Genomic DNA, 22,511 nt, shown 5'->3' with positions numbered 1-22,511 from the left:
CTTAACTAATATGCGAACTCTAAGAACCGAGCTTGCTTAACGCTCATCGCCCGGCACGCCGTAAGAAGGGGACTGATCGGGCCGCGACGCCCTGAGCACATAGGCATCGCGCTGGGGCAGGTAGTTTTCCCAGACCATACGCAGCTCGCTCAGTGGAGAAATGTGCCAGTCTACTCGCAGATCAACCACCGGCCAGCTAGCCTGATCGGTTACTTTCAATCCTGCCGAATAAACAGGCCCCATCTCACCCCCGGCGGCCAGGCCGGCATCCATCGCGGCCAGTAGACGCTCAGCAAGTTCGCCCTCATGCGCCTCAAAGGCTTCCACCATAGCTCGGATAACCGCCTTGTCGGCAAGCATGTTGCCACCGGCAACGCAGTCTTTTCCCTGGTGCGTCGCATAGATGCCCAGCGTTTCCTCGCCGCTGTGCACAGCGCTCTCACCCTTGCCATCCAGCACCTGCAGCTGTCGCCACTCGGGAAATTCTTCATGCTCACACAGCTGCGTGAGCACGTCGTCAGCTCCCTGGCCTTTCTCTAGCAATTGAACACCGAGTTGACCCAGCGCCGGGTTAGTAACGTTTTGCGTCAGCACAACGCCTTTCCCAGGAGCTACAAAAGAACAGCGGCTGGCAACGCAAATACTGGAAGAGCTAATTGCGGTACCAAACTGGCCGGTCTCACGACAAAAGCCAGCAACAGAAAAAGTCATTACGCTTCCTCCTTGTCCGGTATGACGGCAATAACATCGATCTCCATGAGCCACTCAGGCTGAGCAAGCCCTGACACAACCAGGCCGGTAGAGATCGGAAAGACACCTCTGAGCCAATCACCCACTTCACGGTAAACCGGCTCGCGGAAACGCGGGTCAGTGATATAGGTCGTCGTCTTGACGATGTGATTGAGATCAGAACCGGCCTCTTCAAGCAGCTGCTTGACGTTGCTCATCGCCTGCTTTGCCTGAGCACCCGGATCACCCAAACCTACCAGGTTACCGTTAAAGTCGGTACCTACCTGACCACGTACGTAGACCGTATTGCCGGCACGTACCGCCTGGCACAAATCATTGTCTAGCGCCTGGTTGGGGTAGGTTTCTTTCGTATTGAACATCCGAATTCGAGTATGCGTAGGCATCAGCGAACCTCCATGAATTATGCCCGACTGTGAGGATAAATCATCATTAACGTGCTCATATATTACTCGGACTCAGTCTCGAACTCGGCTACGCCTTGGACAGCATTGTGATATTCCAGATACTTGCGCTGCTTGGCAATCTGATCAGCAAGATACTTGGCATCATGCCAAACGCCCCAGATAAAGCTGGAACCACGGTGTGACAGCCACGGCAGGCCCAAAAAGTAGATGCCCGGCTCGCTTGACACACCCCGATGATGTTTTGGCTTGCCGTTTTCATCGCAGGCATCCACGTTTTTAAGCCAGCTGTAATCGACGGAAAATCCGGTTGCCCAGACAATCGTCTTGACGCCGGCTTTCTCTAGGTCAAGCTCCAGGATGGGGTCTTTCACGCACTCGGGATCCGGAAGAATCGTGCGAGCATCGGGCTCTTCTGGCAGATCAAGCCCGTTGCGCGCAATATAGTCATCGGCCGCATCCAGCTGGGACAGGTAGTTCTCATCGCCACGCCGAATATTATCCGCAAGGTCGGGCTTGAAGCGTACCACCCCATTGTCGAAGGACTCTGTCAGCCCCACCAGCGTTACGCCCTCATGGGCAAGCGCACGAAAATCGACCGTCTTGCCGCCGTGCGCACCGCTAACGGCGATAGTGACATGCTCCATTCCTGGCTTGATGGTTTCCGCATCCCATTCGCCTAGAACGCCCAGCCACCAGCAGAAATCGCGGTTGCGATAGGAACGCGGAGGACGGTCATGCGCCCCAACGGACAGGTAGACCTGTTTGCCGGCGCGCTGCAGTTCTTCAGCAATTTGCACGCCTGAAGAACCGGCCCCTACTACCAGCACCCCTCCTTCGGGAAGCTGATCGGGGTTGCGATAATCCGACGTATGCATCTGATAGAGAGCGTCATCCTTGGGAGCAATGGGCGGAATAGCAGGCCGTTGGAAAGGACCAGTCGCGGCAACGATGCGATTGGCCTCCACGATACCTTCAGAAGTGTCAATGGTATAACCCAGACGGCCGACGTTACGCTCCACGTTCTTGACCTCAACGCCGGTGCGAATCGGTGCCTCGATCTTTTGGGCATACTTCTCAAAATATGCCGCAACGTTCTCTTTTGAAGCAAAACCTTCGGGATCTGTTCGGCCCTTATCAAACTCCATTCCGGGAAAACGGTCATGCCAGGCCGGCCCGTTGGCCACCAGCGAATCCCACCGCTCCGAACGCCAGCGCTCGGCAATGCGGCTCCGCTCCAGGACCAGGTGAGGGACACCCAGCTTGCCAAGGTGTTCGCTCATGGCAATACCAGCTTGCCCGCCACCCACGATCAGGGTATCGGTAACTGTCTTTCCGGAAGAATCAGGGGTCGTGGTCGTCATTGAAGAACTCCTTGTTGTTCTATGTGCTACCTAATTTGTGTCTTTTATTGACTGCCCCAGAGACTAGAGATCCGGCCTAGTTAATTAAAATATTATTATTATTCTTTTAGGATAAATAAAAACTATTCAGAAGCAGGCCTTATGGCGCTACCTCCCTCCTGCCCGCGCCGCCACTCCCTAGCGAGGCAGCAGCCCCTCGAGACCGCCTACCTCGCCACAGCGATCGGGAAAATAGCCCGGTAGTGCTGCCACCGCTGATTGAAACGCCTGCCCGGCCAACATGGCACGTAGCTGCTCAAGCCTTGACTCATATAAGCTGCGACGGTGGCAAATCAGCAAATAGTCCTCAAGCGCCAGAGGCACAAACGCTAGTCCAAAACGCCGTGCGGCGGCTTCCACGCCGAAACCGGCATCTGCCATTCCGGCAGCCACATAGGCCGCGATAGCTGAGTGGGTATATTCCTCCAGCTCATAGCCGGAAACCTTTTCTGCCGGCAGGCCGACCGACGCCAGCAAGCCGTCCAGAAGCGCTCGCGTGCCGGAGGACGCTTGCCGGTTGATAAAGCGCACCTCCCTGCGGGCCAGGTCATCCAGTCCCTGAACGGCAAGCGGGTTGCCCGCGGCCACCATCAACCCCTGACGACGCGTGATAAAACGCACCACTCGGTGACTTCGCGGCTTGAGCAGATCCCGATAGTCGCGGCTCACCGCCGCGCCTACTTCACCTCTGGGCAGATGAAAGCCGGCTAGATCACAGCCACCACGGTTGAGCGCCGCCAACGCCTCCCGAGGGGTGCAGTACTGTAGATCAAGCCTCAGCTCCTCAAGATAATTCGGCAGCAACTCAACGGCATAGCCGTGACTGGCGTGCAAGCGAAGCACCGGCTTGATGCCTTCGAGCGACTGCTGAATGGCCAGGTTGAGCTCCGATGCCAGGCTTTCCAGTTGCGGTCCCAACCGGGCGCTCATCCGCTGTTCGGCCCACAACAGTTTTTCACCTAGCGGCAGCAATCGAGCTCCTCGCCCGCGCTGAAGCTCAACCAGCGCAGTACCAAAAAACTCGTGCCAGCGTTTAAGCATGTTCCAGGCATGGCGGTAGGAAATACTCACATCATCAGCAGCCAGGGTGAGCTTGCCATGCCGATGCACCGCCTTAAGCAGCTCAAACAGCTTGGGATCGAGCTGGTTACCGGCTTCATCGCTGAAGCGCCATACCGGGGCAATTTGGATCTTTTTCATGTGAATAAATTTTCATATTTTGCCTTTTTGATGTCGATGCTAGCTTTACTGGAGCTGTGATGCACGCATATCTCATAATATGTAGCTAAATACTTATTTAATAAATAACGATCCAGGTGATATTCATGAGCGCTTATCCTGAATGGACGCCATCGCTGATTCAGGCAGAAACCGACGCCCTGAAGCACAAGCCCGGCGCTTTGCTGCCAATTCTTCACGCCATTCAGGATCGATTCGGTTTTATACCCCAAGAGGCAGTGCCGATCATCGCCGCCGGCTTGAGCCAAACGCGTGCCGAAGTGCACGGCGTGATCAGCTTTTACCACCACTTTCGAGCCGCTCCTCCAGGCAACCACGTACTGCAGGTTTGCCGTGCCGAAGCATGCCAGGCGGTGGGAAGCCGCGCTCTTGAGGCACACGCCAAAGCGCGCTTGGGGGTGGACTACCATCAGACCACAGCCGACGGGGAAATCACCCTGGAGGCAGTCTACTGTTTGGGCAACTGTGCTTGCGGCCCCTCACTACGCCTTGATGACAGCGTGCACGGCCGAGTCACGCCCGAGTCTTTTGATGCCCTGGTCGATGAACTGCGTACCCAGCCGTTGGAGATTATGTGATGAGCGCGCGTATTTTTATTCCCCGCGACACCACTGCACTATCGCTGGGCGCCGATAGCGTAGCGCAACGGCTCGAATACGAAGCGGCCGAGCGCGGATTGGAGGTTACGCTGATACGCAACGGCTCCCGCGGCATGGCCTGGCTGGAACCGCTGGTGGAAATAGAAACGTCCCAGGGACGCATGGCCTACGGCCCGGTGACTTCGGCAGATGTGCCATCGCTTCTTGACGCTGGCCTGCTGGAAGGTCGAACAGAACACCCCCTGTCTCAGGGGCGCACCGACGCCATTCCCTGGCTTGCCCGCCAGCAGCGTCTGACTTTTGCTCGTATCGGCGTGACAGATCCGCTCTCCCTTGACGACTACCGGGCCCATGACGGCTTCCGGGGCCTGGACAAAGCCTTGGCAGAGTCGCCGCAGCATCTGGTCGACGAGGTCAAGGATTCCGGCCTTCGCGGCCGTGGCGGCGCTGCCTTTCCCACTGGCATCAAGTGGCAAACTGTGCTCGACGCGCCGGCCGAGCAGAAATATATCGTCTGCAACGCCGACGAAGGCGACTCGGGCACTTTTGCCGATCGCCTGGTGATGGAGTGTGACCCTTACCTGCTGATTGAAGGCATGGCTATTGCCGGTCTCGCCGTCGGCGCCACCCAGGGCTATATCTACCTGCGTTCCGAGTACCCCCTCGCCCACCGAATTCTCGAGGCGGCCATCGCCCGCGCCGAGGCAGCCGGCTACCTGGGCGACAATATTGGCGACAGCGGGCACACCTTTCATCTTGAAATACGGCTCGGCGCCGGCGCCTATATCTGCGGCGAAGAAACTTCACTACTGGAAAGCCTTGAGGGCAAGCGCGGGCAGGTGCGCTTCAAGCCGCCTCTTCCCGCTATCGAAGGCTTCTTTGGTCGGCCCACCGTGGTCAACAACGTGCTGACACTGGCCGCCGTGCCTTACATAATCGCGTCAGGAGCCAGGGCGTACGCCCACTACGGCATGGGCCGTTCCCGGGGCACTCTGGCACTACAACTGGCGGGCAACGTCAAATACGGCGGCCTGGTAGAGCTGGCGTTTGGCACCACTCTGCGCGAACTAATGGAAAATTATGGCGGCGGTACCCTAAGCGGCCGGCCGCTACGCGCCGTCCAGGTTGGTGGCCCCCTCGGCGCCTATCTTCCCGAAAGCCAGTGGGATCTGCCACTGGACTACGAAACCTTCGCCGCTGATGACGCCGTAGTCGGCCACGGCGGCATAGTTATGTTCGATGACAGCGTCGACATGGCCGAGCAGGCGCGCTTTTCCATGGAGTTCTGCCGCATCGAGTCCTGCGGCAAGTGTACGCCTTGTCGTATAGGCTCGGCCCGCGGCGTCGAAGTTATTGACCGCATCCGCCGCAACGACAACCGCGACAGCAATCTGGCACTGCTCAGCGAACTCTGCGAAACCATGGAAGACGGCTCGCTGTGTGCCATGGGCGGCATGACGCCCTATCCGGTACAAAGTGCGCTCACCCACTTCCCCGACGACTTTCTGCGCCAGGCGGAAGGAGAACAAGCATGATTCAGCAGTTTGATCCTCAGCAAACCAGGGACCTGGGTACGCCGGCTCAAGATGGCCCACCCGTGGACCTCGAGATCGACGGTGTTGCAATTACGGTACCCGAGGGTACGTCGGTGCTGCGCGCCGCAGCGCTGGCCGATATCAACATCCCCAAACTTTGCGCCAGCGATAGCCTGGAGCCCTTCGGTTCTTGCCGGCTATGCGCCGTTCAGGTCGAGGGCAAGCGCGGCACGCCAGCGGCGTGTACCACCACTGTAACTGCCGGCATGCGGGTTACCACCCAGAACGAGCGGCTCGCCCGGCTGCGTCGCAACGTCATGGAACTCTATATCTCCGATCACCCGCTGGACTGTCTGACCTGCCCGGCCAACGGCGACTGTGAGCTTCAGGACATGGCCGGCGCAGTGGGCCTGCGCGAGGTTCGTTACGGCTTCGACGGCGAAAACCACATCTCCGCCGAGCAGGACCATTCCAACCCCTATTTCAGCTTTGATCCCAGCCGCTGCATTCTCTGCTCGCGCTGCGTGCGCGCCTGCGACGAAATTCAGGGCACCTTTGCGCTGACTATTGATGGTAGAGGCTTTGACTCACGCATCACGGCCGGCCAAGACGATGCCTTCATGGACTCCGACTGCGTCTCCTGCGGCGCTTGCGTACAGGCCTGCCCCACTTCAACGCTGATGGAAAAAAGCGTGATCGAACAGGGCCAGCCCGAACACAGCGTTATCACCACCTGCGCCTACTGCGGCGTGGGCTGCTCCTTCGAAGCGCAGATGAAAGGCGACAAGGTGGTGCGGATGGTGCCCTACAAGGGAGGCGACGCCAACCATGGCCATTCCTGCGTCAAGGGCCGCTTTGCGTTTGGCTACGCGACTCACCCGGACCGCATCACCACGCCGATGATCCGCGACAGCATTGACCAGCCCTGGCGCGAAGTCAGCTGGGAGGAAGCCATCGGCTTTGCCGCCGAGCGGCTCAAGGCTACCCAGGCCCAATATGGCCGCGAGAGCATCGGCGGTATTACTTCGTCGCGCTGTACTAACGAGGAAACCTATCTGGTACAGAAACTGGTGCGCGCTACCTTCGGCAACAACAATACCGATACCTGCGCCCGAGTCTGCCACTCCCCCACCGGTTACGGACTCAAGACAACACTAGGCGAATCCGCCGGCACCCAGACCTTTGATTCGGTGATGAAGGCCGACGCCATCATCGTCATCGGCGCCAATCCTACTGATGCTCACCCGGTCTTCGGCTCGCTGATGCGTCGCCGGCTGCGCGAGGGAGCCAGGCTGATTGTCGCCGACCCGCGGCGCATTGACCTGCTTAACACCCCGCACCTGAAAGACGGTCAGCACCTGCCGCTGCGCCCCGGTACAAACGTGGCACTGGTTAACGCCCTGGCCCACGTAGTAGTCGATGAAGGCCTGGGGGATCACGACTTCATCGCCGCACGCTGCGATACCCCGGCCTACCAAGCCTGGCGTCAGTTTATCGCCGATACGCGCCACAGCCCCGAAGCCACCGCGGACATTACCGGCGTGCCGGCCGTCGACGTACGACATGCTGCACGCACTTATGCCAATGCCGGCAACGGTGCGATCTACTACGGCCTGGGCGTCACCGAGCACAGCCAGGGCTCGACCATGGTGATGGGTATTGCCAACCTGGCCATGGCCACCGGCAACCTCGGCCGTGAAGGCGTGGGCGTCAACCCGCTACGCGGCCAGAACAACGTCCAGGGATCCTGCGACATGGGATCTTTTCCCCACGAGCTGCCCGGCTACCAGCACGTAGCCGACACGACGGCGCGCGAGCGCTTTGAAGCCGAGTGGGGCACACCGATTGATGACGAGCCCGGGCTGCGCATTCCCAACATGTTCGATGCCGCCATTGACGGAAGCTTCAAGGCGCTCTACGTCCAGGGCGAGGATATTGCTCAGTCGGACCCCAATACTCAGCACGTAGAGAGGGCACTTAGCTCCCTAGACTGCCTGATCGTTCAGGATATCTTTCTCAACGAAACCGCCAAATATGCCCATGTCCTGCTGCCAGGTTCCAGCTTTCTGGAAAAGGACGGCACCTTCACCAACGCGGAGAGGCGCATCAACCGGGTACGCAAGGTTATGGAACCGCTTGGCGGCAAGGCCGACTGGGAGGTCACTCTCGAGCTGTCTCACGCCATGGGTTATCCCATGGACTACGCCCACCCCTCCGAGATCATGGATGAAATTGCCCGGCTCACGCCGAGCTTTGCCGGCGTGAGCTACGCCAAGCTGGATGAGCAAGGCAGCCTACAGTGGCCCTGTAACGCCGAGTACCCACTGGGCATGCCCACCATGCACGAGGTCGATTTTCCCATCGGCCGGGGTCGCTTCACCATCACCGAATATATGGCAACCGAAGAGCGCGCCAGCCGCCGCTTCCCGCTGCTGCTGACTACCGGCCGCATCCTCAGCCAGTACAACGTCGGCGCCCAAACACGAAGGACGAACAACCAGGTATGGCATGACGAAGACATCCTGGACCTGCACCCCTCTGATGCCGAAGTGCGCGGCATCAAGGACGGCGACTGGCTGGGTATCACCAGCCGAGCCGGCCATACGGTGCTCCGCGCCAGACTCAGCGAGCGCATGCAGCCAGGCGTGGTTTACACCACCTTCCACCATCCGGACAGCGGGGCGAACGTGATTACTACCGATAGTTCTGACTGGGCGACCAACTGCCCCGAATACAAGGTTACCGCAGTCCAGGTGGAAAAAGTCAGCCGCCCTTCAGCCTGGCAGGAGCGTTTCAAAGACTTCGACCGCCGGCAGCAAAAGCATCTGGCCACGGCCAGGTCCGATCGGCCCGCAGGGGCGGCCGCGCCTTGAAACGCGGCGAGATCGGTTTGCCGACCCGGCATCACAGCGTCGATGTGCGCCTCGGCACAGCAAACTGGGGTGGCACTCGGGTTGAAGATACCTTGGCGGCGGAGATCCCGGTAGCGCTGGTCTATAACGGCATCTCCCACGCGGTAATGATGGCAAGCCCGGCCGATTTGGCCGACTTTGCGCTGGGGTTTAGCCTTTCGGAAGGAATCCTGGCGCACCCCCACGAATGCTATGACCTGAGGGTCCACGAGGAAGCGCTGGGCCTTGCCGTGCATCTGGAGATTGCCACACAGCGGCTGATGGAGCTCAAGCAGCGCCGCCGGAGCCTCGCTGGCCGCACAGGCTGTGGCCTGTGCGGCACCGAGTCGCTGGAGCAGGCAATTCAGCCTATTGCCCGGGTACAGGCGCCGCCGCTAAGCGATAGCGCGATCCAGCACGCGCTGATGGCCCTTGCCGACCACCAGCCCTTGCAGGCGGCCACCGGCGCCAGCCACGGCGCCGCCTGGTGTGACGCCAGCGGCCATATTCGCTTGGTACGCGAAGACGTCGGACGTCACAACGCTCTGGACAAGCTGATTGGCGCCCTGTCCGCGCATAGCAGGAACGAAGATGGCTTCGTACTGGTATCAAGCCGGGCCAGCTATGAAATGGTTCACAAAAGCGCCAGCGCCGGCATCGGCGCTCTGGTCGCCGTCTCGGCAGCTACCACGCTGGCCGTTGAACTTGCACGGGAAGCAGGGCTGACGCTGGTGGGGTTTGCTCGCCCGGGACGGCACGTTATTTATCACCATCCCGCCACCGCTGGCGCGGGATCAACGGCCATTGTCACCGGCTAAGGGGTTTCTGGATGGCAAGCGAACAGCGCAGCAGTCTAACTTACATGGCGAATCAGATTGCCGATAACTTGCGCCACGGCGCCAGCGAAGAGGTCGCCGTCGAGCAGATTCACAACCATATGGAAAAGTTCTGGGCCCGGCCCATGAAACGTCGTATCGTCGCCGATCTTGACATCATTGCCGCCGAGCTTGACCCACTGGCCCGGCGCGCCGTAGAGCGCCTGGCAGCCAAACACGCGTGAGCCGCCGCCCGGGCGGGCACTCAGCGACGCTTGCGCGCCCGACGAATCATTCGTACCCGTTCCCGGGCCTTTTGCGCCGCGACCTCGCCGTCCTCCACCGGTTTGGGCGGTATGCTGACCCAGGCAAACACCGGCAGCGCCAGCCCCCAGTGAATCGCCGGCAGCCGCAGGCCGAGGGTGGCCGCCACCGAGGCGCCGATGGTCAACGCTGCAGGGGCGCCCAGGCTGTACAGCGCCACGTACGCCACGCCGCCGGCAAACGCCGCGGTGGCGTAGATTTCCTCGCGCAGCACCATGGGCATGCGCTGGGCGAGCACGTCGCGGATCATCCCGCCGGCGACCCCGGTCATCATGCCCATCAGCGTGGCGACTTCGCCGGCATAGCCCAGCGCCAGCGCCTTGTGGCTGCCAAGCGCAGTGAAGATCGCCAGGCCAAAGGCGTCGGCCACCGGCATGAACCCGCGCGACAGTCGGTGAATATAGTGAAAGCCCAGCAGCGCCAGGCCCACCGTTATCACGATCACCCACAGGTAGGTGGGGTCGCTTACCCAGAACACCGGACGCACGCCCATCACCAAATCGCGCAGGGTGCCGCCGCCGATGCCGGTCACCGCCGCCAGCACCAGCATGCCCACCGGGTCCATGCGCTTGCGGCACGCCAGCACCACCCCGGACAGCGCAAAGACGATCACTCCGGCCATGTCCAGCCAGTACACCAGTTGGCTCACGCGTTGGGGACTCCTTTTACTCGGGCTTCACGCTGAAACGGATATATCGCGCCCAGCTGCAGGATGTCGCTCAGCTCGTCCAGCGCGGCAAGCGACTCTGCCAACAGCTGCGGGTCGGCAAGGTCTTCCGGCGCCAGGCGATCGCGGTAGTGACGCCTCACCCAGTCGGCAAGCGCGTCGTGGAGGGCGTCGTCCATCAGCACCCGGCCGGAAAGCGCCGCGCGCTGGGCGTCATTTAGCACCACCCGCAGGCGCAGGCAGGCCGGACCGCCGCCGTTCTGCATGCTCTGCTTGACGTCCTTGACCCGAACTTCGCCGATCGGGTTGTGGCCGCCCAGCACCAGGTCCTGCAGCGTGCGCCACACCGCCTCATGGTGCCCGCATTCGCCGGGCACCACCAGCGTCATGCTGCCGTCGGCGTTGGACAATAGCTGGGAGTTGAACAGATAGGTCGCCACGGCCTCGTCGAGACTCACCGCCTCTGCCGGCACGCGCACGGGGATCAGCGGCTCGGGCATCTTTGCCCGCAGCTCGTCGAGCACGGCGGCTTCGTCGGCAAAGGCCATCTCGTGGTACAGCATCACCGGGCCGTTGCCCACGGCGATGACGTCGTTGTGAAACACCCCGGCGTCGATGGCGTCCGGGTGCTGGCGGGCGAATACCGTCTGCGCCGCGGCGAGACCGTGCTGGCGGGCGATTGCCTCGCTGGCCTCCCGGGTTTGCCGCGCGCTGAAACGCGTCGGAGCGGGCTCGAGGCCGAAGGCGTCGCGCCCGTAAACGAACAGATGCACGCCGGGCTCGCCGTAGCGGGCACAGAGCCGGGTGTGGTTGGCTGCGCCCTCGTCGGCCAGCGCCGGGGTCGCCGGCAGCGGCCCATGGTGGGCAAAATGCGCGGGATCGGCAAATATCGCCTGCAGAACGCGCCCGGTGGTCGCGGGCTCCAGGCAGCGGTGCAGACCGGACTGCAGGTTGGCCGGAGTAAAGTGCACTCGCCCGTCCGGGGCGTCGGCCCCCGGCGTTACCGTGGCGGCGTTGGCCGTCCACATGCTCGATGCCGAGCACGCCGCCCGCAGCATGGCCGGCGCCTGCCTGGCCGCCGCCGCCAGCACCTCGGCGTCGCTGCCAGCAAAGCCCAGCCGGCGCAGAAAGCCGAGATCCGGGCGCTGCTGGGGCGGGAGCACCCCCTGGGCATAGCCGGCCTGGCTCAGCGCATGCATTTTCTCAAGCCCCTGAAGCGCGGCCTCCCGCGGGTTCGACACAAGCCCCGCGTGGCGCCTGGAGGCGACGTTGCCCGCCGCCAGGCCGGCATAGTTATGAGTAGGCCCTACCAGGCCGTCAAAGTTTACTTCGTCGGCGTTGACCTCCATCGCACCGCTCATAGCGTCACTCCGGGCGGCAGCTTCTCGGGCAGCGCCAGGGACTCGGTTTCCAGGGACGCCACCGGGTAGGCGCAGTAGTCCGCCGCGTAGTAGGCGCTGGGGCGATGGTTACCGCTGTCGCCCACGCCGCCGAAGGGAGCATCCCCCGAGGCACCGGTGGTCTGGCGGTTCCAGTTGACGATGCCCGCGCGGATGCGCAGCAGAAAGTCGTCCCAGTCGGCCCGCGCGCCGCCGATGAGCCCGGCGGAAAGCCCGTAGCGGGTAGCGTTGGCCAGGCGGACGGCCTCGTCCCAGTCGGGGTAGCGGTGCACCGTCAGAAGCGGCCCGAAGTGCTCCTCGTCGGGTACGTCCAGGCCGGTAACGTCGACAATCCCGGGACTGACCAGGCTGGTGCCGTCGACCAGGCGCTCCATGCGCCTGAGCACCGTGGCGCCCTGCGCTTCCAGCGCCCGCTGGGTCTCGAGCAGACCGTCGGCGGCGGCGGCGCTGACCAGCCCGGCGTAAAACGGCGGGTGCTGCTCGTCGAACGGCTCGGCTACCCGCAGCCTGCTTGCCGCATCTACCAGCGCCTCGATGAGCCGATCGCCGACCTCGCCCTCGGGCACCAGCAGGCGCCGGGCGCAGGTGCAGCGCTGGCCGCCGGAGGCAAACGCCGACTGCAGAATGGTGAGCACCGCCGCGCGCTGGTCGGGAACGCTTTTGACCACCAATGGATTGTTGCCACCCAGCTCCAGCGCCAGAATCTTGTCCGGCTGGCCGGCAAACTGGCGGTGCAGCATACCGCCGACCCTGGCGCTGCCGGTAAACAGCAGGCCGTCGATGTCCGGAGCGCCGGCCAGCGCCTGGCCTACCGGCACGCCGCCCTGGACGAGGTTGATCACGCCGGCGGGCAGGCCGGCCTCCAGCCAGCACTGCAGGGTCAGATCCGCGCTGAGCGGCGCCTGTTCGCTGGGCTTGAACACCACGCTATTGCCCGCCAAAAGCGCCGGTACGATATGGCCGTTGGGCAGGTGGCCAGGAAAGTTGTAGGGGCCAAACACGGCCATGACGCCGTGGGGCCGATGGCGCAGCACCGCCCGGGCCTCGCCCACGGTTTTTTCGCGTTCGCCGGTACGCTCGGCGTAGGCCTGAAGCGAAAACCCGACCTTGCCGATCATCGCTCCGACTTCGGTGCGCGCTTCCCAAAGCGGCTTGCCGGTTTCTCCGGCGATGGCCGCGGCCAGGGGCTCCCGGCGCTCTGTCAGCACCTCGGCAAAGCGCTCGACCAGCGCCCGGCGTTCGGCAAAGGGCGTTTTCGCCCAGCGGGCAAAGGCGTCCCGGGCGGCGCCCACCGCCGCCGCTACCTGGGCGTCATCGGCACCGGCGCCCTGCCACAGCAGCGCGCCGGACACACCGTCGTGCTTGGCCAGCGTCGGCGCGCGGCCGTCTACCCATTCTCCGTTGATCAGCTGCTGCTGCGTGGCGTGCATATTCGTCTCCCTTGACCGTGCAGGCCTGGTTCAAGCCTCAAAGGTATCAGCGTCAGGTTTCCAGCAGACGCAGGGCATCCCCTGCGCTGACGTTCAGCCGCCGGGCCTCGGCCGGGGTCAGGACGATGCACTCGTCCTTGGGCGCGCGGCCGACCCAGGCGGCGGTAAATTGCTGCATGGAGGTGGTGCCGGCCAGCCAGCGGCTGACGCTTTCCTCAGCGGCGTTAGCGTCTATCTCGACCCGGCAGCGCCGCGACTGCTGCACCGCGCGGACGTCGTCGATGTAGGCTTCCACCGTCGGGCCGCCGTCGAAGATATCGATGTAGCCTTCCCAGCGCAGCCCTTCCTTCTTGAGCATGGCAAGCGCCGGGCGCGTATCCCGGTGGACCTGGCCGATACAGGCGCGCGCCGCTTCGGGCATGAAGGTGGTATAAATCGGAAAGCGCGGCATCAGCTCGCCGATGAAACTCTTCTGCCCCAGCCCGGTCAGGCGGTCGGCCTCGTCAAAGTCCATGGGGAAAAAATGCCGGCCCAGGCTCTCCCAGAACGGACTTTTGTTGTCGTCGTCGAAGAGCCCGCGCATCTCCGCCAGCACCTTGTCGGGAAAACGGTCGCGAAACTCGGCGATAAACAGCCAGCGCGCCTTTGACATCAGCGCGCCGTTGCGCAGATGGCGGTTGGCCTCACCGCGGTATTCCGGACGCACGAACAGCGAGCAGACTTCGGCGTTGCCGGTGTGATCCGAGCTTAAAAACAGCGTGTCCAGGGTGCGGTGCAGGTCCAGCTGCACCGACGAATGCGCCAGCGTGCCCAGCCGGTAGTGGTAAAACGGCACCTCGTGGCCGACCTGCCCGACAATGGCGCAGCAGCCGGCGAGCTCGCCGCTGGCTTCGTCCTCGAGCACAAAAAAGTAAAGGCGGTCGTCTTCGGCCGTGCGCTCTTCGAAGGCGCTCACCGCCGACTCGATCTTGCCGGCGAGAAACTCGCGGTTGTCCGGCAGCGAGGTAAAGCCGACGCCGGCCTGCTGCGCAAGCGCCTGAAGCCCGTCCAGATCGTTGCGCGCAATGGGTCGAATGCGCATCACATCTCTCCTTCATCATACCGGTCTTCGGCAGCGGGCAGGCCAAGCGGCGCGGCGAGCACGGCGCGGCCCTTTTCCACGCCCAGCTGTTCGGCCTGATCGGCGGTCAGCATCAGCTGGCCGGTGGGCGAGCGCGCATAGCGCGCCACCACGCAGCGAAAGCCGCTGCGCCTCTGGTTGGCCACCAGCGCCGGCTCGGCGTCGGGCAGCGCATGCTCGGGGCGAATGCGCACCGGGTGCCAGGCGGCCCGGCGCACGGTGGCAAGCCCGCTGCGGTCGGCCTTGATGACCGGGCCGGCATCGAAGATATCCACGTGGCGCGAGCGCGCAAAGCCCTCGGCGAGCATTTCGCCAAGCGCCGGCTCGTGGGCCGGATGCTCGCGGCCGATGGCCGCCCGCGCTGCCGGCGTCAGCAGCGGCAGGTACAGCGGAAACTGGGGCATGACCTCGGCAATGAAGCTTTTCGAGCGCACCCCGGCGATATGGTTGATCTCCTGGTAGCTGCGGGCAAAGAAATGCCGGCCGACGCTTTCCCAGAACGGCGAGGCCTTGTTGGCATCCAGGTACCCGGGAAAGGCCGCCGCCAGCACGTCGGCAAAGCGCTCGGGGTACTGGGCGATGAACATCAGCCGCGCCCGGCGCAGCAGACTTTCTGCGCTGGTGCCCTTGTACCGCGGATGGATCGACATGGCGCACAGCAGCGTCGCGTCGGACACCTCGTGGGAGAGCGCCAGCGTCTGCACTTCCCGGCGCACGTTGAGCTGCTGGGAGGCGTGAATCAGGGTTTCCTGGCGGTAGGTATAGTAGGCCTCCCGGGCACCGGCCCGGGCCCGCACGGTAGCGGTCCCCAGCACTTCCCGCTCCCCCTCCTTCTCGGGGGCGGTGTTCACCAGCACGAAGGTATAGTGTTCGTCGCCGGGGTGGTCCACCTCGTCGCCGAACGCCGCCAGCGAGCGCGCGATGCGCTGCTCCAGCCGCTCGCGGTTCGCCGGCAGGTTGGTCAACGGCGGCACGGCCTCCCGCGCCAGCGCTTCAAGCGCGGGCAGGTCCGCTGGTTCTACGGGTCGAATCATCAGCATCGCCGGCTCCTCTTGCTGTCGCGGGGGTACGCCTTCAGCCCTGGGCCACCAGGCGCTCGATGGCGCGTTCGAGCCGAGCCATGCCTTCGTCGATGTCGGCCTCGGGTATCACCAGCGACGGCGCCAGGCGCAGCACGTTGGGCCCGGCCACCAGCGCCATGGCACCCTCTTCGATCGCCAGCGGCAGAATATCCTTGGCCCGCCCGGCCCAGGCCTCGGACATCTGTGCGCCCATCAGCAAGCCGAGCCCGCGAATATCGCTGAACACGCCGTGTTTCCGGTTGATCCGCTCCAGGTGCTCGCGCAGCAGCGCGTGGCGCTCCTGCACGCCTTCCAGTACTTCAGGCGTATCGATGAACTCAAGCGCCGCCAGTGCCACGCTTGAGGCCAGCGGGTTGCCGCCGTAGGTCGAGCCGTGGGTGCCAAGACCCAGGGAAGTGGCCACCTCGTCGGTGGCGAGCATCGCGCCCACGGGGAAGCCGCCGCCCAGGGCCTTGGCGCTGGTAAGAATATCCGGCGTCACGCCGTAATGCTGGTAAGCATAAAGCTTGCCGGTACGCCCCACGCCGGTCTGAACTTCGTCAAACACCAGCAGCGCGCCGTGCTCGTCGCACAGATCGCGCAGGCCCTGGAGAAAGTCGGGGTCGGCCGGAATCAGCCCCCCTTCGCCCTGCATGGGCTCGACCACAATGGCGCAGGTGTCGTCCCCCATCAGCCGGCGCACGCTCTCCAGATCGTTGTAGTCGGCGTGGAGAATGCCCCCCGGCACCGGGCCAAAACCCTGGGAGTACTTGGGCTGGCCGCCGACGCTGACGGTAAAGAAGGTGCGGCCGTGGAACGACTGGTAAAACGAGATGATCTTGTCCTTGTGCTCGCCGTGGTGGTCCACCGCGTAGCGGCGCGCGAGCTTGAGCGCGGCCTCGTTGGCCTCGCCGCCCGAAGAGCACAGAAACACCTTGTCGGCGAAGGTGCGCTCGACCAGGCTTTTGGCCAGCTTGAGCGCCGGCTCGTTGGTAAAGACGTTGGACAGATGCCAGAGCGTTTCCCCCTGGGACTCGAGCGCGTTCACCAGCGCCGGATGGCAATGGCCCAGCGCGTTGACCGCGATGCCCGCCGCAAAGTCAATGTACTCGCGGCCGTCCTGATCCCACAGGCGGCTGCCTTCGCCACGCACGGGAATCACCGACTGGGGCGCGTAGTTGGGCATCATGTACTGGTCGAAGTCCTGCCGGGTCGGGGTCGTGCTCATGGATGTCTCCGTGTTTGTTCGGGTGGAAAGGGTCAGTAGTGGATAGGTTGAGTAGTGGATAGGATTAGTAGTAGACAAGGTCAGTATACGGTGCCCCGCCGGCGCTACGCTTTCACTAATGTGACGCCGAGTTGTGAAAACCGCCTTGCCGTCCGTCCACGTTAGAGCAGCCGCTCTTCCCGGGGGGCAATACCGAAACGCTGGCGATAGGCGGTAGAAAAGTGCGCGCCGGACGAAAACCCCGTGGCCAGGGCAATATCGCCCACCGGGCGCTCGCTCTTGCGCAGCAGCCGGCGCGCCCGCTGCAGGCGCAGGTCGAGGTAATAGCGGCTGGGCACCGCCTGCAGATGCTTTTTGAACAGACGCTCCAGCTGGCGGCGGGAAATCCCCAGGTACTCGGCCAGCTCCAGGGTTGACAGCGGCTCTTCGACGTTGGCCTCCATCAGCGCCACGGCGTCGCGCAGGCTTTCCGGTGCGTAGCCGATGCCGTTTTGCCGCGCCGCTTGCTGGTGCTCCTCGGCTGCGCGGCTACGCTCGCCGGCCAGGTGTTCGGAGACTTCGCCGGCAAGGCCGGCGCCGTGGGTCAGGGCAACCAGCTCAAGCATCATGTCGAGCGCGGCGGTGCCCGCGCCGCAGGTCAGCCGGCGGCGGTCAAGCTCATAGCGCTGACGCGACAGCGCTACCTCGGGGTAGGCCTGGCGAAAGGCGCCAAAGCGCGGCCAGGGCAGCGTGGCGCGATAACCTTCCAAAAGCCCGCAGCGCGCCAGCACTTCGGTGCCGCCGGCAATGCCGCCCAGCAGCACCCGACGGCTGTCCAGGCGCCGCAGCCAGTCGTTCAGCCGCGCGGGTAGCGGGTAGGACAGCGGCGTGGGCGCACACACCAGCAGCATGTCGATATCGCCCGGCGGCGTTTCCAGCCCTTCGGGGGTGGCGAGCTCCAGCTGGCCGGCGCTGCGTACCGCGGCCGCCTCGAGTCCCACCGTGCGGGTCAGATACAGCATGCGCCCGCTTAGCTGGTTGGCCATGTGCAGCGGCTCGAGCGCGCAGGCATGGGCCAGCAGCGAAAACCCGGGCAGCAACAAGAACGCAACCCGACACCGGGCATTGGCCGGCAGGGAAACGGCGTGGCGGTCAGGCATGGCGCCTCATTCAAGCTCGACAAAGCTTCATCTTACGCCATTCGGCGGCGGATAGCAGCGCACGAAAAGCCGGAGGGAACGCCCCGGGCCGGCCCGGGGCAAGAGGAAGGTGAGCGGCGTGCTAGCGGGTGCCGCCAAACAGCCAGAACGCGAGAATCAGCACCACGGCCACCGCCACCGCTATGGGTAGCAGCCGGTGCATGCCGCGCCCCGAGCGCCGGGCTTCGGGCTGCTCCTCGGGATGCGAATCGACGCCGTGCTCGGGTTCGCGCTGACCTTTGACCAGCTCTTCCTGCTCTTCGCGGGTCTTGCTTTCTCGAGTATCCATGACGCCTCCTTCAACGGGCCGGCGCCAAGCCGGCCGCACAGGGGTTGCGCCGTACCGGGAAAACCCGAGGCGCTGTCTCTACTATAGACTCACCACGTCGAACTCCGCCACCGGACTGACGTCGGCGTCGTAGTCGACGTCGTCGCGCTCGAAGCCGAACAGCTTGAGAAACTCGCGCTTGTAGCCGGCGTAATCGGTGATCTCGAACAGGTTGTCGGTGTTGACTTCGGGCCACAGCGCCTTGCACGACTGCTGGATGTCGTCGCGCAGCTCCCGGTCGTCCAGCCGCAGGCGACCCTGATCGTCGGTAGGCGCGGGGCCTTCGGCGTAGAGGCGCTCGCCGAACAGGCGGTTGAGCTGGTCGATGGTGCCTTCGTGGAGCCCCTCTTCCTTCATGATGCGATAGACCATGGCGATATAGAGCGGCATCACCGGTATGGCCGCGCTCGCCTGGGTGACCACCGACTTCAGCACCGCGACGTTGGCCCCGCCGCCGCTTTGCCTGAGGCGCTTGTCGATCTCGCCGGCGGCGCGGTCGAGGTCTTCCTTGGCTTTACCCAGCGCCCCGTGCCAGTAGATCGGCCAGGTGATCTCGGTGCCGATATAGCTGAAGGCCACGCTTTTGGCGCCCTTGGCCAGCACCCCGGCCTCGTCCAGCGCCTGGATCCACAGCTCCCAGTCTTCGCCGCCCATGACCTCGATGGTGTCGTCGATTTCCTGCTGGGTAGCAGGCTCGACTTCGGTTTCGATGATCGCATCCTTGTTGGTATCGATCGCCGTGGCGCGGTAGACGTCGCCGATGGGCTTGAGCGCCGAGCGCTTGACCTCGCCGCTGTCGGGGAGCTTGCGTACCGGCGAGGCCAGCGAGTAGACCACCAGATCCACCTCGCCCAGATCCTCCTTGATCAGCTCGATGGCCTTTTCCCGGGCTTCGTGAGAGAAGGCATCGCCGTTGATCGCCTTGCTGTAAAGCCCTTCCTCCTTGGCAAACTTGTCAAACGCCGCCGAGTTGTACCAGCCGGCGGTGCCGGGACGCTTCTCGGTGCCGGGCTTTTCAAAAAACACGCCCAGGGTATCGGCGCCGTAGCCAAAGGCCGCAGTAATCCTTGCCGCCAGGCCGTAGCCGCTGGACGCGCCGACCACCAATACCTTTTTCGGCCCCCGGCTTTTATCCAGGCCCCGGGCGCGGGTCGCCTCGATTTGCTCGCGCACGTTCTGCTCGCAGCCTGTGGGATGAGTGGTAGTGCAGATAAAACCGCGCACCTTGGGCTTGATAATCACGTTACACCTCGCTGTTCAAGTCATTAATAAAGCAGTAAAACATGGTCGCTGGCGTCATTCCAGCAGCCCTGACGGGCGCCGCCCGCTTCATGCCACCCAGCGCCGCCGGGCAGGCCCGCCTTGCGAGCCGCCCCATGCGGCAGGATAATATCCGGCTGGATGAGCGCATTTTCTGCCCGGCTACGGCCGGGCATACAACCCGAGGCACACATGAACGCACAGCAACTGGTCGACGAGCGCGGCGATCTATGGCTTGCTCTGGCGCCGCTGTGGCTGGATCGCGAGCCCGGCGAGCGCGACTACGCGATAATGGTCAACACCATCGAGCACCACGGTCTTGGCCTGCACGAGCTTGAGTGGATTTTCCGTCTGGAGCTGGCGCCGGTGATGTCGCGCCACCAGCTATCGATTACCAGCGAATGGCGCCAGTTCGACGACTACCGGCTAATGAAGCAGCTCGTCGGGCACAACCTGCGGCTCAAGGGCTGGCGGCGCAAGGGCTGGGCACTGTTCTCCGGCCTGACGACCATGATGGTGCGCCACCGCTGGCAGGAGCTGATGAACCGGCTGGTCGTCGCGCGGGGCGAAGCGGCCTGATCGCGCTCAGGCCCAGAGTCCCCAGACCACGCGCAGCGCCAAGCCAATGAGTATGACGCCGGTCGCGCGGTTGATCCAGTGCGAACGCAGGCGCAGCCACTCGAGCACCCGGGACTGCGACAGCGCCACCGCTACCAGCACGTACCAGGCCCCGTCGATGACCATCGCCGTGGCGACGATGATTGCTCGGGCGGTGGCGCTCATCTCCGGGTGCACGAACTGGCTCAGCAGCGCAATAAAAAACAGAATCAGCTTGGGGTTGGCAAGGGCCACCAGCACCCCTTCCCGGGCCGCCTGGCGCCGGGTGGTAGCCGCCGTGTCGGGATCGAGCGCCGCTGCCCTGCCGGCCCGAAGCGCCTTGATCCCGAGCCAGGCAAGATACCCCGCGCCGACCACGGTAATGGTCTCGAACACCAGCGGAAAGCGCGCCATCAGCGCCCCCAGCCCCAACACCGTGAGCAGCGCATAGAAGCCCACGCCCAGCGCATGAAACACCCCGGCGACCACCCCCGGCGATCGGCCGCCGCCCAGGGTATGGCGCAGCACCAGCGCCAGGCTCGGCCCCGGCGACATCGCCCCGGCAGCGCATATCGCAGCCAGCGACAGCCATAGGGAAATCGGCATCAAGTCTCCTGAAAAATATACGTCGCGCCGGATGCCGCGCATCAGCCGCCTAGAAAAGAGGGGCCCAGTATGCGTCAGCGCAAGGCATTGACCAACACGGCGAGCACAAAAAAACCCGCCGGCAATTGCCGGCGGGCCGCTCAGGCTGCGTCAGGCTTGTGTAGCGCCTGGCTTGCTTAAGACTGCTTCTCGCGCACGCCCCGGGCGATGCGCTCGCCGATCTCGGCGTCGACGCTGCGCCAGTAGTCGAAGGCGCGCTCGAGCACCGGCTGGGTGACGCCGTCGAGCAGGTGCTTGACGACGTTGCTGACCAGCCGCTCCCGAGCGGGCTCGTCCATCACCTGGTTGACCAGGGCGTTGGCCTGGCCGAAGTCGTCATCGTCCTCGCGCAGGGTATAGGCCGTGCGCACCATGTCGCCGTCGGTCTCCCAGGTGGTGTCGTCGGGGTAGCGCTCGCCATCGGCCCGGGGGCCGCCCTTGGAGTTGGGCGCGTACACCGGATCGGTTACCGTGCGCGTCTGCATGGCGCCGTCCTTGGTGTAGCTGTGCACCGGCACCTTGGGCGCGTTGACCGGAATCTGCTTGTAGTTCACCCCGAGCCGCGCCCGGTGGGCGTCGGCGTAGGAAAAGCCGCGGGCCAGCAGCATTCTGTCCGGGGACAGGCCGATGCCCGGCACCAGGTTGTTGGGCTCGAACGCCGCCTGCTCGATCTGGGCGTGGTTGTCCACCGGGTTGGTGTCCAGCGTAAGCTTGCCCACCTTGATCAGCGGGTAGTCCTCATGGGGCCAGATCTTGGTCAGATCGAAGGGGTTGAAGCGGTAGGTCTCGGCCTCCCTGAACGGCATGATCTGCATGTACAGCGTCCAGCTGGGATGCTCGCCCCGGTCAATCGCGGCGTAGAGATCGCGCATGTGGTAGTCGCTGTCTTCCCCGGCCAGGCGATCGGCCTCCTCCTGGGTCAGGCACTCGATCCCCTGATCGGTCTTGAAGTGATACTTGACCCAGAACTTCTCGCCCTCGGCGTTCACCCACAGGTAGGTGTGGCTGGAATAGCCGTTCATGTGCCGCCAGGTCCTGGGAATGCCGCGATCGCCCATCAGCCAGGTCACCTGGTGGGCCGACTCCGGCGACAGCGACCAGAAATCCCACTGCATGTCGTGGTCGCGCAGGTTATTGTCCGCCCGGCGCTTCTGGGAGCGAATGAAGTGCTGAAACTTCATCGGGTCGCGCATGAAAAACACCGGGGTGTTGTTCCCCACCATGTCGTAGTTGCCGTCACTGGTGTAGAACTTGATGGAAAATCCCCGGGGGTCGCGCCAGGTATCCGGGCTGCCGCGCTCGCCGGCCACGGTGGAAAAGCGCATCAGCACCTCGGTTTCGGTGCCCGGCTGAAACACCGCCGCCCGGGTGTAGCGGCTAACGTCTTCCGTCACCTCGAAGCGACCGAATGCGCCGCTGCCCTTGGCGTGGGGCTGGCGCTCGGGAATGCGCTCGCGGTTGAACTGCGCCATCTGCTCGATCAGATAGTGATCGTGCAGCACGATGGGGCCGTTTGGCCCTACGGTCAGCGAATATTCGTCGCTTGCCACGGGGTTGCCGGCATCGTTGGTCGTTGGTTTGCGCGGGTCTTCGGCCACGTTAGCGCCTCCTTGTAGGTAGTCGTTGGTACGGCAGTGCTG

The 22,511-nt window shown here is 63.8% G+C and carries 21 protein-coding genes; 6 read left to right on the top strand and 15 right to left on the bottom strand.

Annotation, left to right across the window (positions count from 1 at the left end; translation table 11 throughout):
- Nucleotides 1-36: 36 nt before the first annotated feature.
- The 4 genes from P1P91_RS05025 to P1P91_RS05010 form a co-directional block, all read right to left on the bottom strand.
- Nucleotides 37-711, bottom strand: coding sequence for a DUF1028 domain-containing protein (locus P1P91_RS05025; RefSeq protein WP_311884961.1), 675 nt, complete (start codon nucleotides 709-711; stop codon nucleotides 37-39).
- Nucleotides 711-1,133 carry a RidA family protein gene (locus P1P91_RS05020; protein WP_311884959.1) on the bottom strand — a complete coding sequence of 141 codons (423 nt, stop codon included), beginning with the start codon at nucleotides 1,131-1,133 and terminating at the stop codon, nucleotides 711-713. Before P1P91_RS05020 ends, P1P91_RS05025 begins: the two co-directional genes overlap by 1 nt.
- A gap of 62 nt (nucleotides 1,134-1,195) precedes the next feature.
- Entirely contained in the window at nucleotides 1,196-2,515 is a 1,320-nt protein-coding gene (locus tag P1P91_RS05015) for a flavin-containing monooxygenase (protein ID WP_311884957.1), read from the bottom strand.
- Between the two features lie 177 nt (nucleotides 2,516-2,692).
- Nucleotides 2,693-3,754: a substrate-binding domain-containing protein gene (locus P1P91_RS05010; protein WP_311884955.1), complete on the bottom strand. Its 1,062-nt coding sequence runs from the start codon at nucleotides 3,752-3,754 to the stop codon at nucleotides 2,693-2,695.
- A 125-nt stretch (nucleotides 3,755-3,879) separates the two neighbouring features.
- Between P1P91_RS05010 and P1P91_RS05005 the strand changes: the two genes are divergently transcribed.
- Genes P1P91_RS05005 through P1P91_RS04985 form a run of 5 tightly spaced genes read left to right on the top strand, consistent with a single transcriptional unit; the run spans nucleotide 3,880 to nucleotide 9,878 of the window.
- Entirely contained in the window at nucleotides 3,880-4,371 is a 492-nt protein-coding gene (locus P1P91_RS05005) for a formate dehydrogenase subunit gamma (RefSeq protein WP_311884953.1), read from the top strand.
- Nucleotides 4,371-5,927: a formate dehydrogenase beta subunit gene (locus P1P91_RS05000; RefSeq protein WP_311884951.1), complete on the top strand. Its 1,557-nt coding sequence runs from the start codon at nucleotides 4,371-4,373 to the stop codon at nucleotides 5,925-5,927. The genes P1P91_RS05005 and P1P91_RS05000 overlap by 1 nt, the downstream gene beginning before the upstream one ends.
- Nucleotides 5,924-8,800, top strand: coding sequence for a formate dehydrogenase subunit alpha (fdhF, locus tag P1P91_RS04995; RefSeq protein ID WP_311884950.1), 2,877 nt, complete (start codon nucleotides 5,924-5,926; stop codon nucleotides 8,798-8,800). The genes P1P91_RS05000 and fdhF overlap by 4 nt, the downstream gene beginning before the upstream one ends.
- A 44-nt stretch (nucleotides 8,801-8,844) precedes the next feature.
- The gene (gene fdhD, locus P1P91_RS04990) at nucleotides 8,845-9,636 is read left to right on the top strand and encodes a formate dehydrogenase accessory sulfurtransferase FdhD (RefSeq protein ID WP_311885701.1); all 792 of its coding nucleotides are present in this window, start codon (nucleotides 8,845-8,847) and stop codon (nucleotides 9,634-9,636) included.
- Between the two features lie 44 nt (nucleotides 9,637-9,680).
- Complete coding sequence (locus P1P91_RS04985) at nucleotides 9,681-9,878, top strand: formate dehydrogenase subunit delta (protein WP_311884949.1); 198 nt, start codon at nucleotides 9,681-9,683, stop codon at nucleotides 9,876-9,878.
- A 20-nt stretch (nucleotides 9,879-9,898) separates the two neighbouring features.
- On the opposite strand, the gene P1P91_RS04980 is transcribed toward P1P91_RS04985, so the two are convergent.
- The 9 genes from P1P91_RS04980 to fabV form a co-directional block, all read right to left on the bottom strand.
- A complete protein-coding gene (locus P1P91_RS04980; protein ID WP_311884948.1) occupies nucleotides 9,899-10,606 on the bottom strand; it encodes a trimeric intracellular cation channel family protein in 708 nt (235 codons plus the stop codon).
- Complete coding sequence (gene astB / locus P1P91_RS04975; protein WP_311884946.1) at nucleotides 10,603-11,985, bottom strand: N-succinylarginine dihydrolase; 1,383 nt, start codon at nucleotides 11,983-11,985, stop codon at nucleotides 10,603-10,605. The genes P1P91_RS04980 and astB overlap by 4 nt, the downstream gene beginning before the upstream one ends.
- Nucleotides 11,982-13,454, bottom strand: coding sequence for a succinylglutamate-semialdehyde dehydrogenase (astD, locus tag P1P91_RS04970; protein WP_311884945.1), 1,473 nt, complete (start codon nucleotides 13,452-13,454; stop codon nucleotides 11,982-11,984). Before astD ends, astB begins: the two co-directional genes overlap by 4 nt.
- A gap of 52 nt (nucleotides 13,455-13,506) precedes the next feature.
- Nucleotides 13,507-14,535 carry an arginine N-succinyltransferase gene (gene astA / locus P1P91_RS04965; RefSeq protein WP_311884943.1) on the bottom strand — a complete coding sequence of 343 codons (1,029 nt, stop codon included), beginning with the start codon at nucleotides 14,533-14,535 and terminating at the stop codon, nucleotides 13,507-13,509.
- Nucleotides 14,535-15,614: an arginine N-succinyltransferase gene (locus P1P91_RS04960; protein WP_311884941.1), complete on the bottom strand. Its 1,080-nt coding sequence runs from the start codon at nucleotides 15,612-15,614 to the stop codon at nucleotides 14,535-14,537. The genes astA and P1P91_RS04960 overlap by 1 nt, the downstream gene beginning before the upstream one ends.
- Nucleotides 15,615-15,648: 34 nt before the next feature.
- The gene (locus P1P91_RS04955) at nucleotides 15,649-16,863 is read right to left on the bottom strand and encodes an aspartate aminotransferase family protein (protein ID WP_311884939.1); all 1,215 of its coding nucleotides are present in this window, start codon (nucleotides 16,861-16,863) and stop codon (nucleotides 15,649-15,651) included.
- A gap of 161 nt (nucleotides 16,864-17,024) precedes the next feature.
- On the bottom strand, nucleotides 17,025-18,002 hold the full coding sequence (locus P1P91_RS04950) for a GlxA family transcriptional regulator (protein ID WP_311884938.1): 978 nt from the start codon (nucleotides 18,000-18,002) through the stop codon (nucleotides 17,025-17,027).
- Between the two features lie 121 nt (nucleotides 18,003-18,123).
- Nucleotides 18,124-18,330, bottom strand: coding sequence for a hypothetical protein (locus P1P91_RS04945; protein ID WP_311884937.1), 207 nt, complete (start codon nucleotides 18,328-18,330; stop codon nucleotides 18,124-18,126).
- Between the two features lie 81 nt (nucleotides 18,331-18,411).
- Nucleotides 18,412-19,611 (bottom strand): enoyl-ACP reductase FabV, encoded by a 1,200-nt coding sequence (gene fabV / locus P1P91_RS04940; protein WP_311884935.1) that lies wholly within the window; start codon nucleotides 19,609-19,611, stop codon nucleotides 18,412-18,414.
- A 210-nt stretch (nucleotides 19,612-19,821) separates the two neighbouring features.
- On the opposite strand from fabV, the gene P1P91_RS04935 reads away from it, so the two are divergent.
- A complete protein-coding gene (locus P1P91_RS04935) occupies nucleotides 19,822-20,208 on the top strand; it encodes a DUF7079 family protein (protein WP_311884934.1) in 387 nt (128 codons plus the stop codon).
- Between the two features lie 6 nt (nucleotides 20,209-20,214).
- Here P1P91_RS04935 and P1P91_RS04930 read toward each other — a convergent pair whose 3' ends face one another.
- The gene (locus P1P91_RS04930) at nucleotides 20,215-20,832 is read right to left on the bottom strand and encodes a LysE family translocator (RefSeq protein WP_311884932.1); all 618 of its coding nucleotides are present in this window, start codon (nucleotides 20,830-20,832) and stop codon (nucleotides 20,215-20,217) included.
- A gap of 176 nt (nucleotides 20,833-21,008) precedes the next feature.
- Nucleotides 21,009-22,469: a catalase gene (locus tag P1P91_RS04925; protein ID WP_311884930.1), complete on the bottom strand. Its 1,461-nt coding sequence runs from the start codon at nucleotides 22,467-22,469 to the stop codon at nucleotides 21,009-21,011.
- Between the last annotated feature and the right edge of the window lie 42 nt (nucleotides 22,470-22,511).

The sequence above is a fragment of the Halomonas piscis genome (assembly GCF_031886125.1).
GTDB lineage: Bacteria > Pseudomonadota > Gammaproteobacteria > Pseudomonadales > Halomonadaceae > Vreelandella > Vreelandella piscis.
The sequence above is the reverse complement of the archived record's forward strand: the minus strand, read 5'-3'. Positions and strand labels throughout refer to the sequence as shown.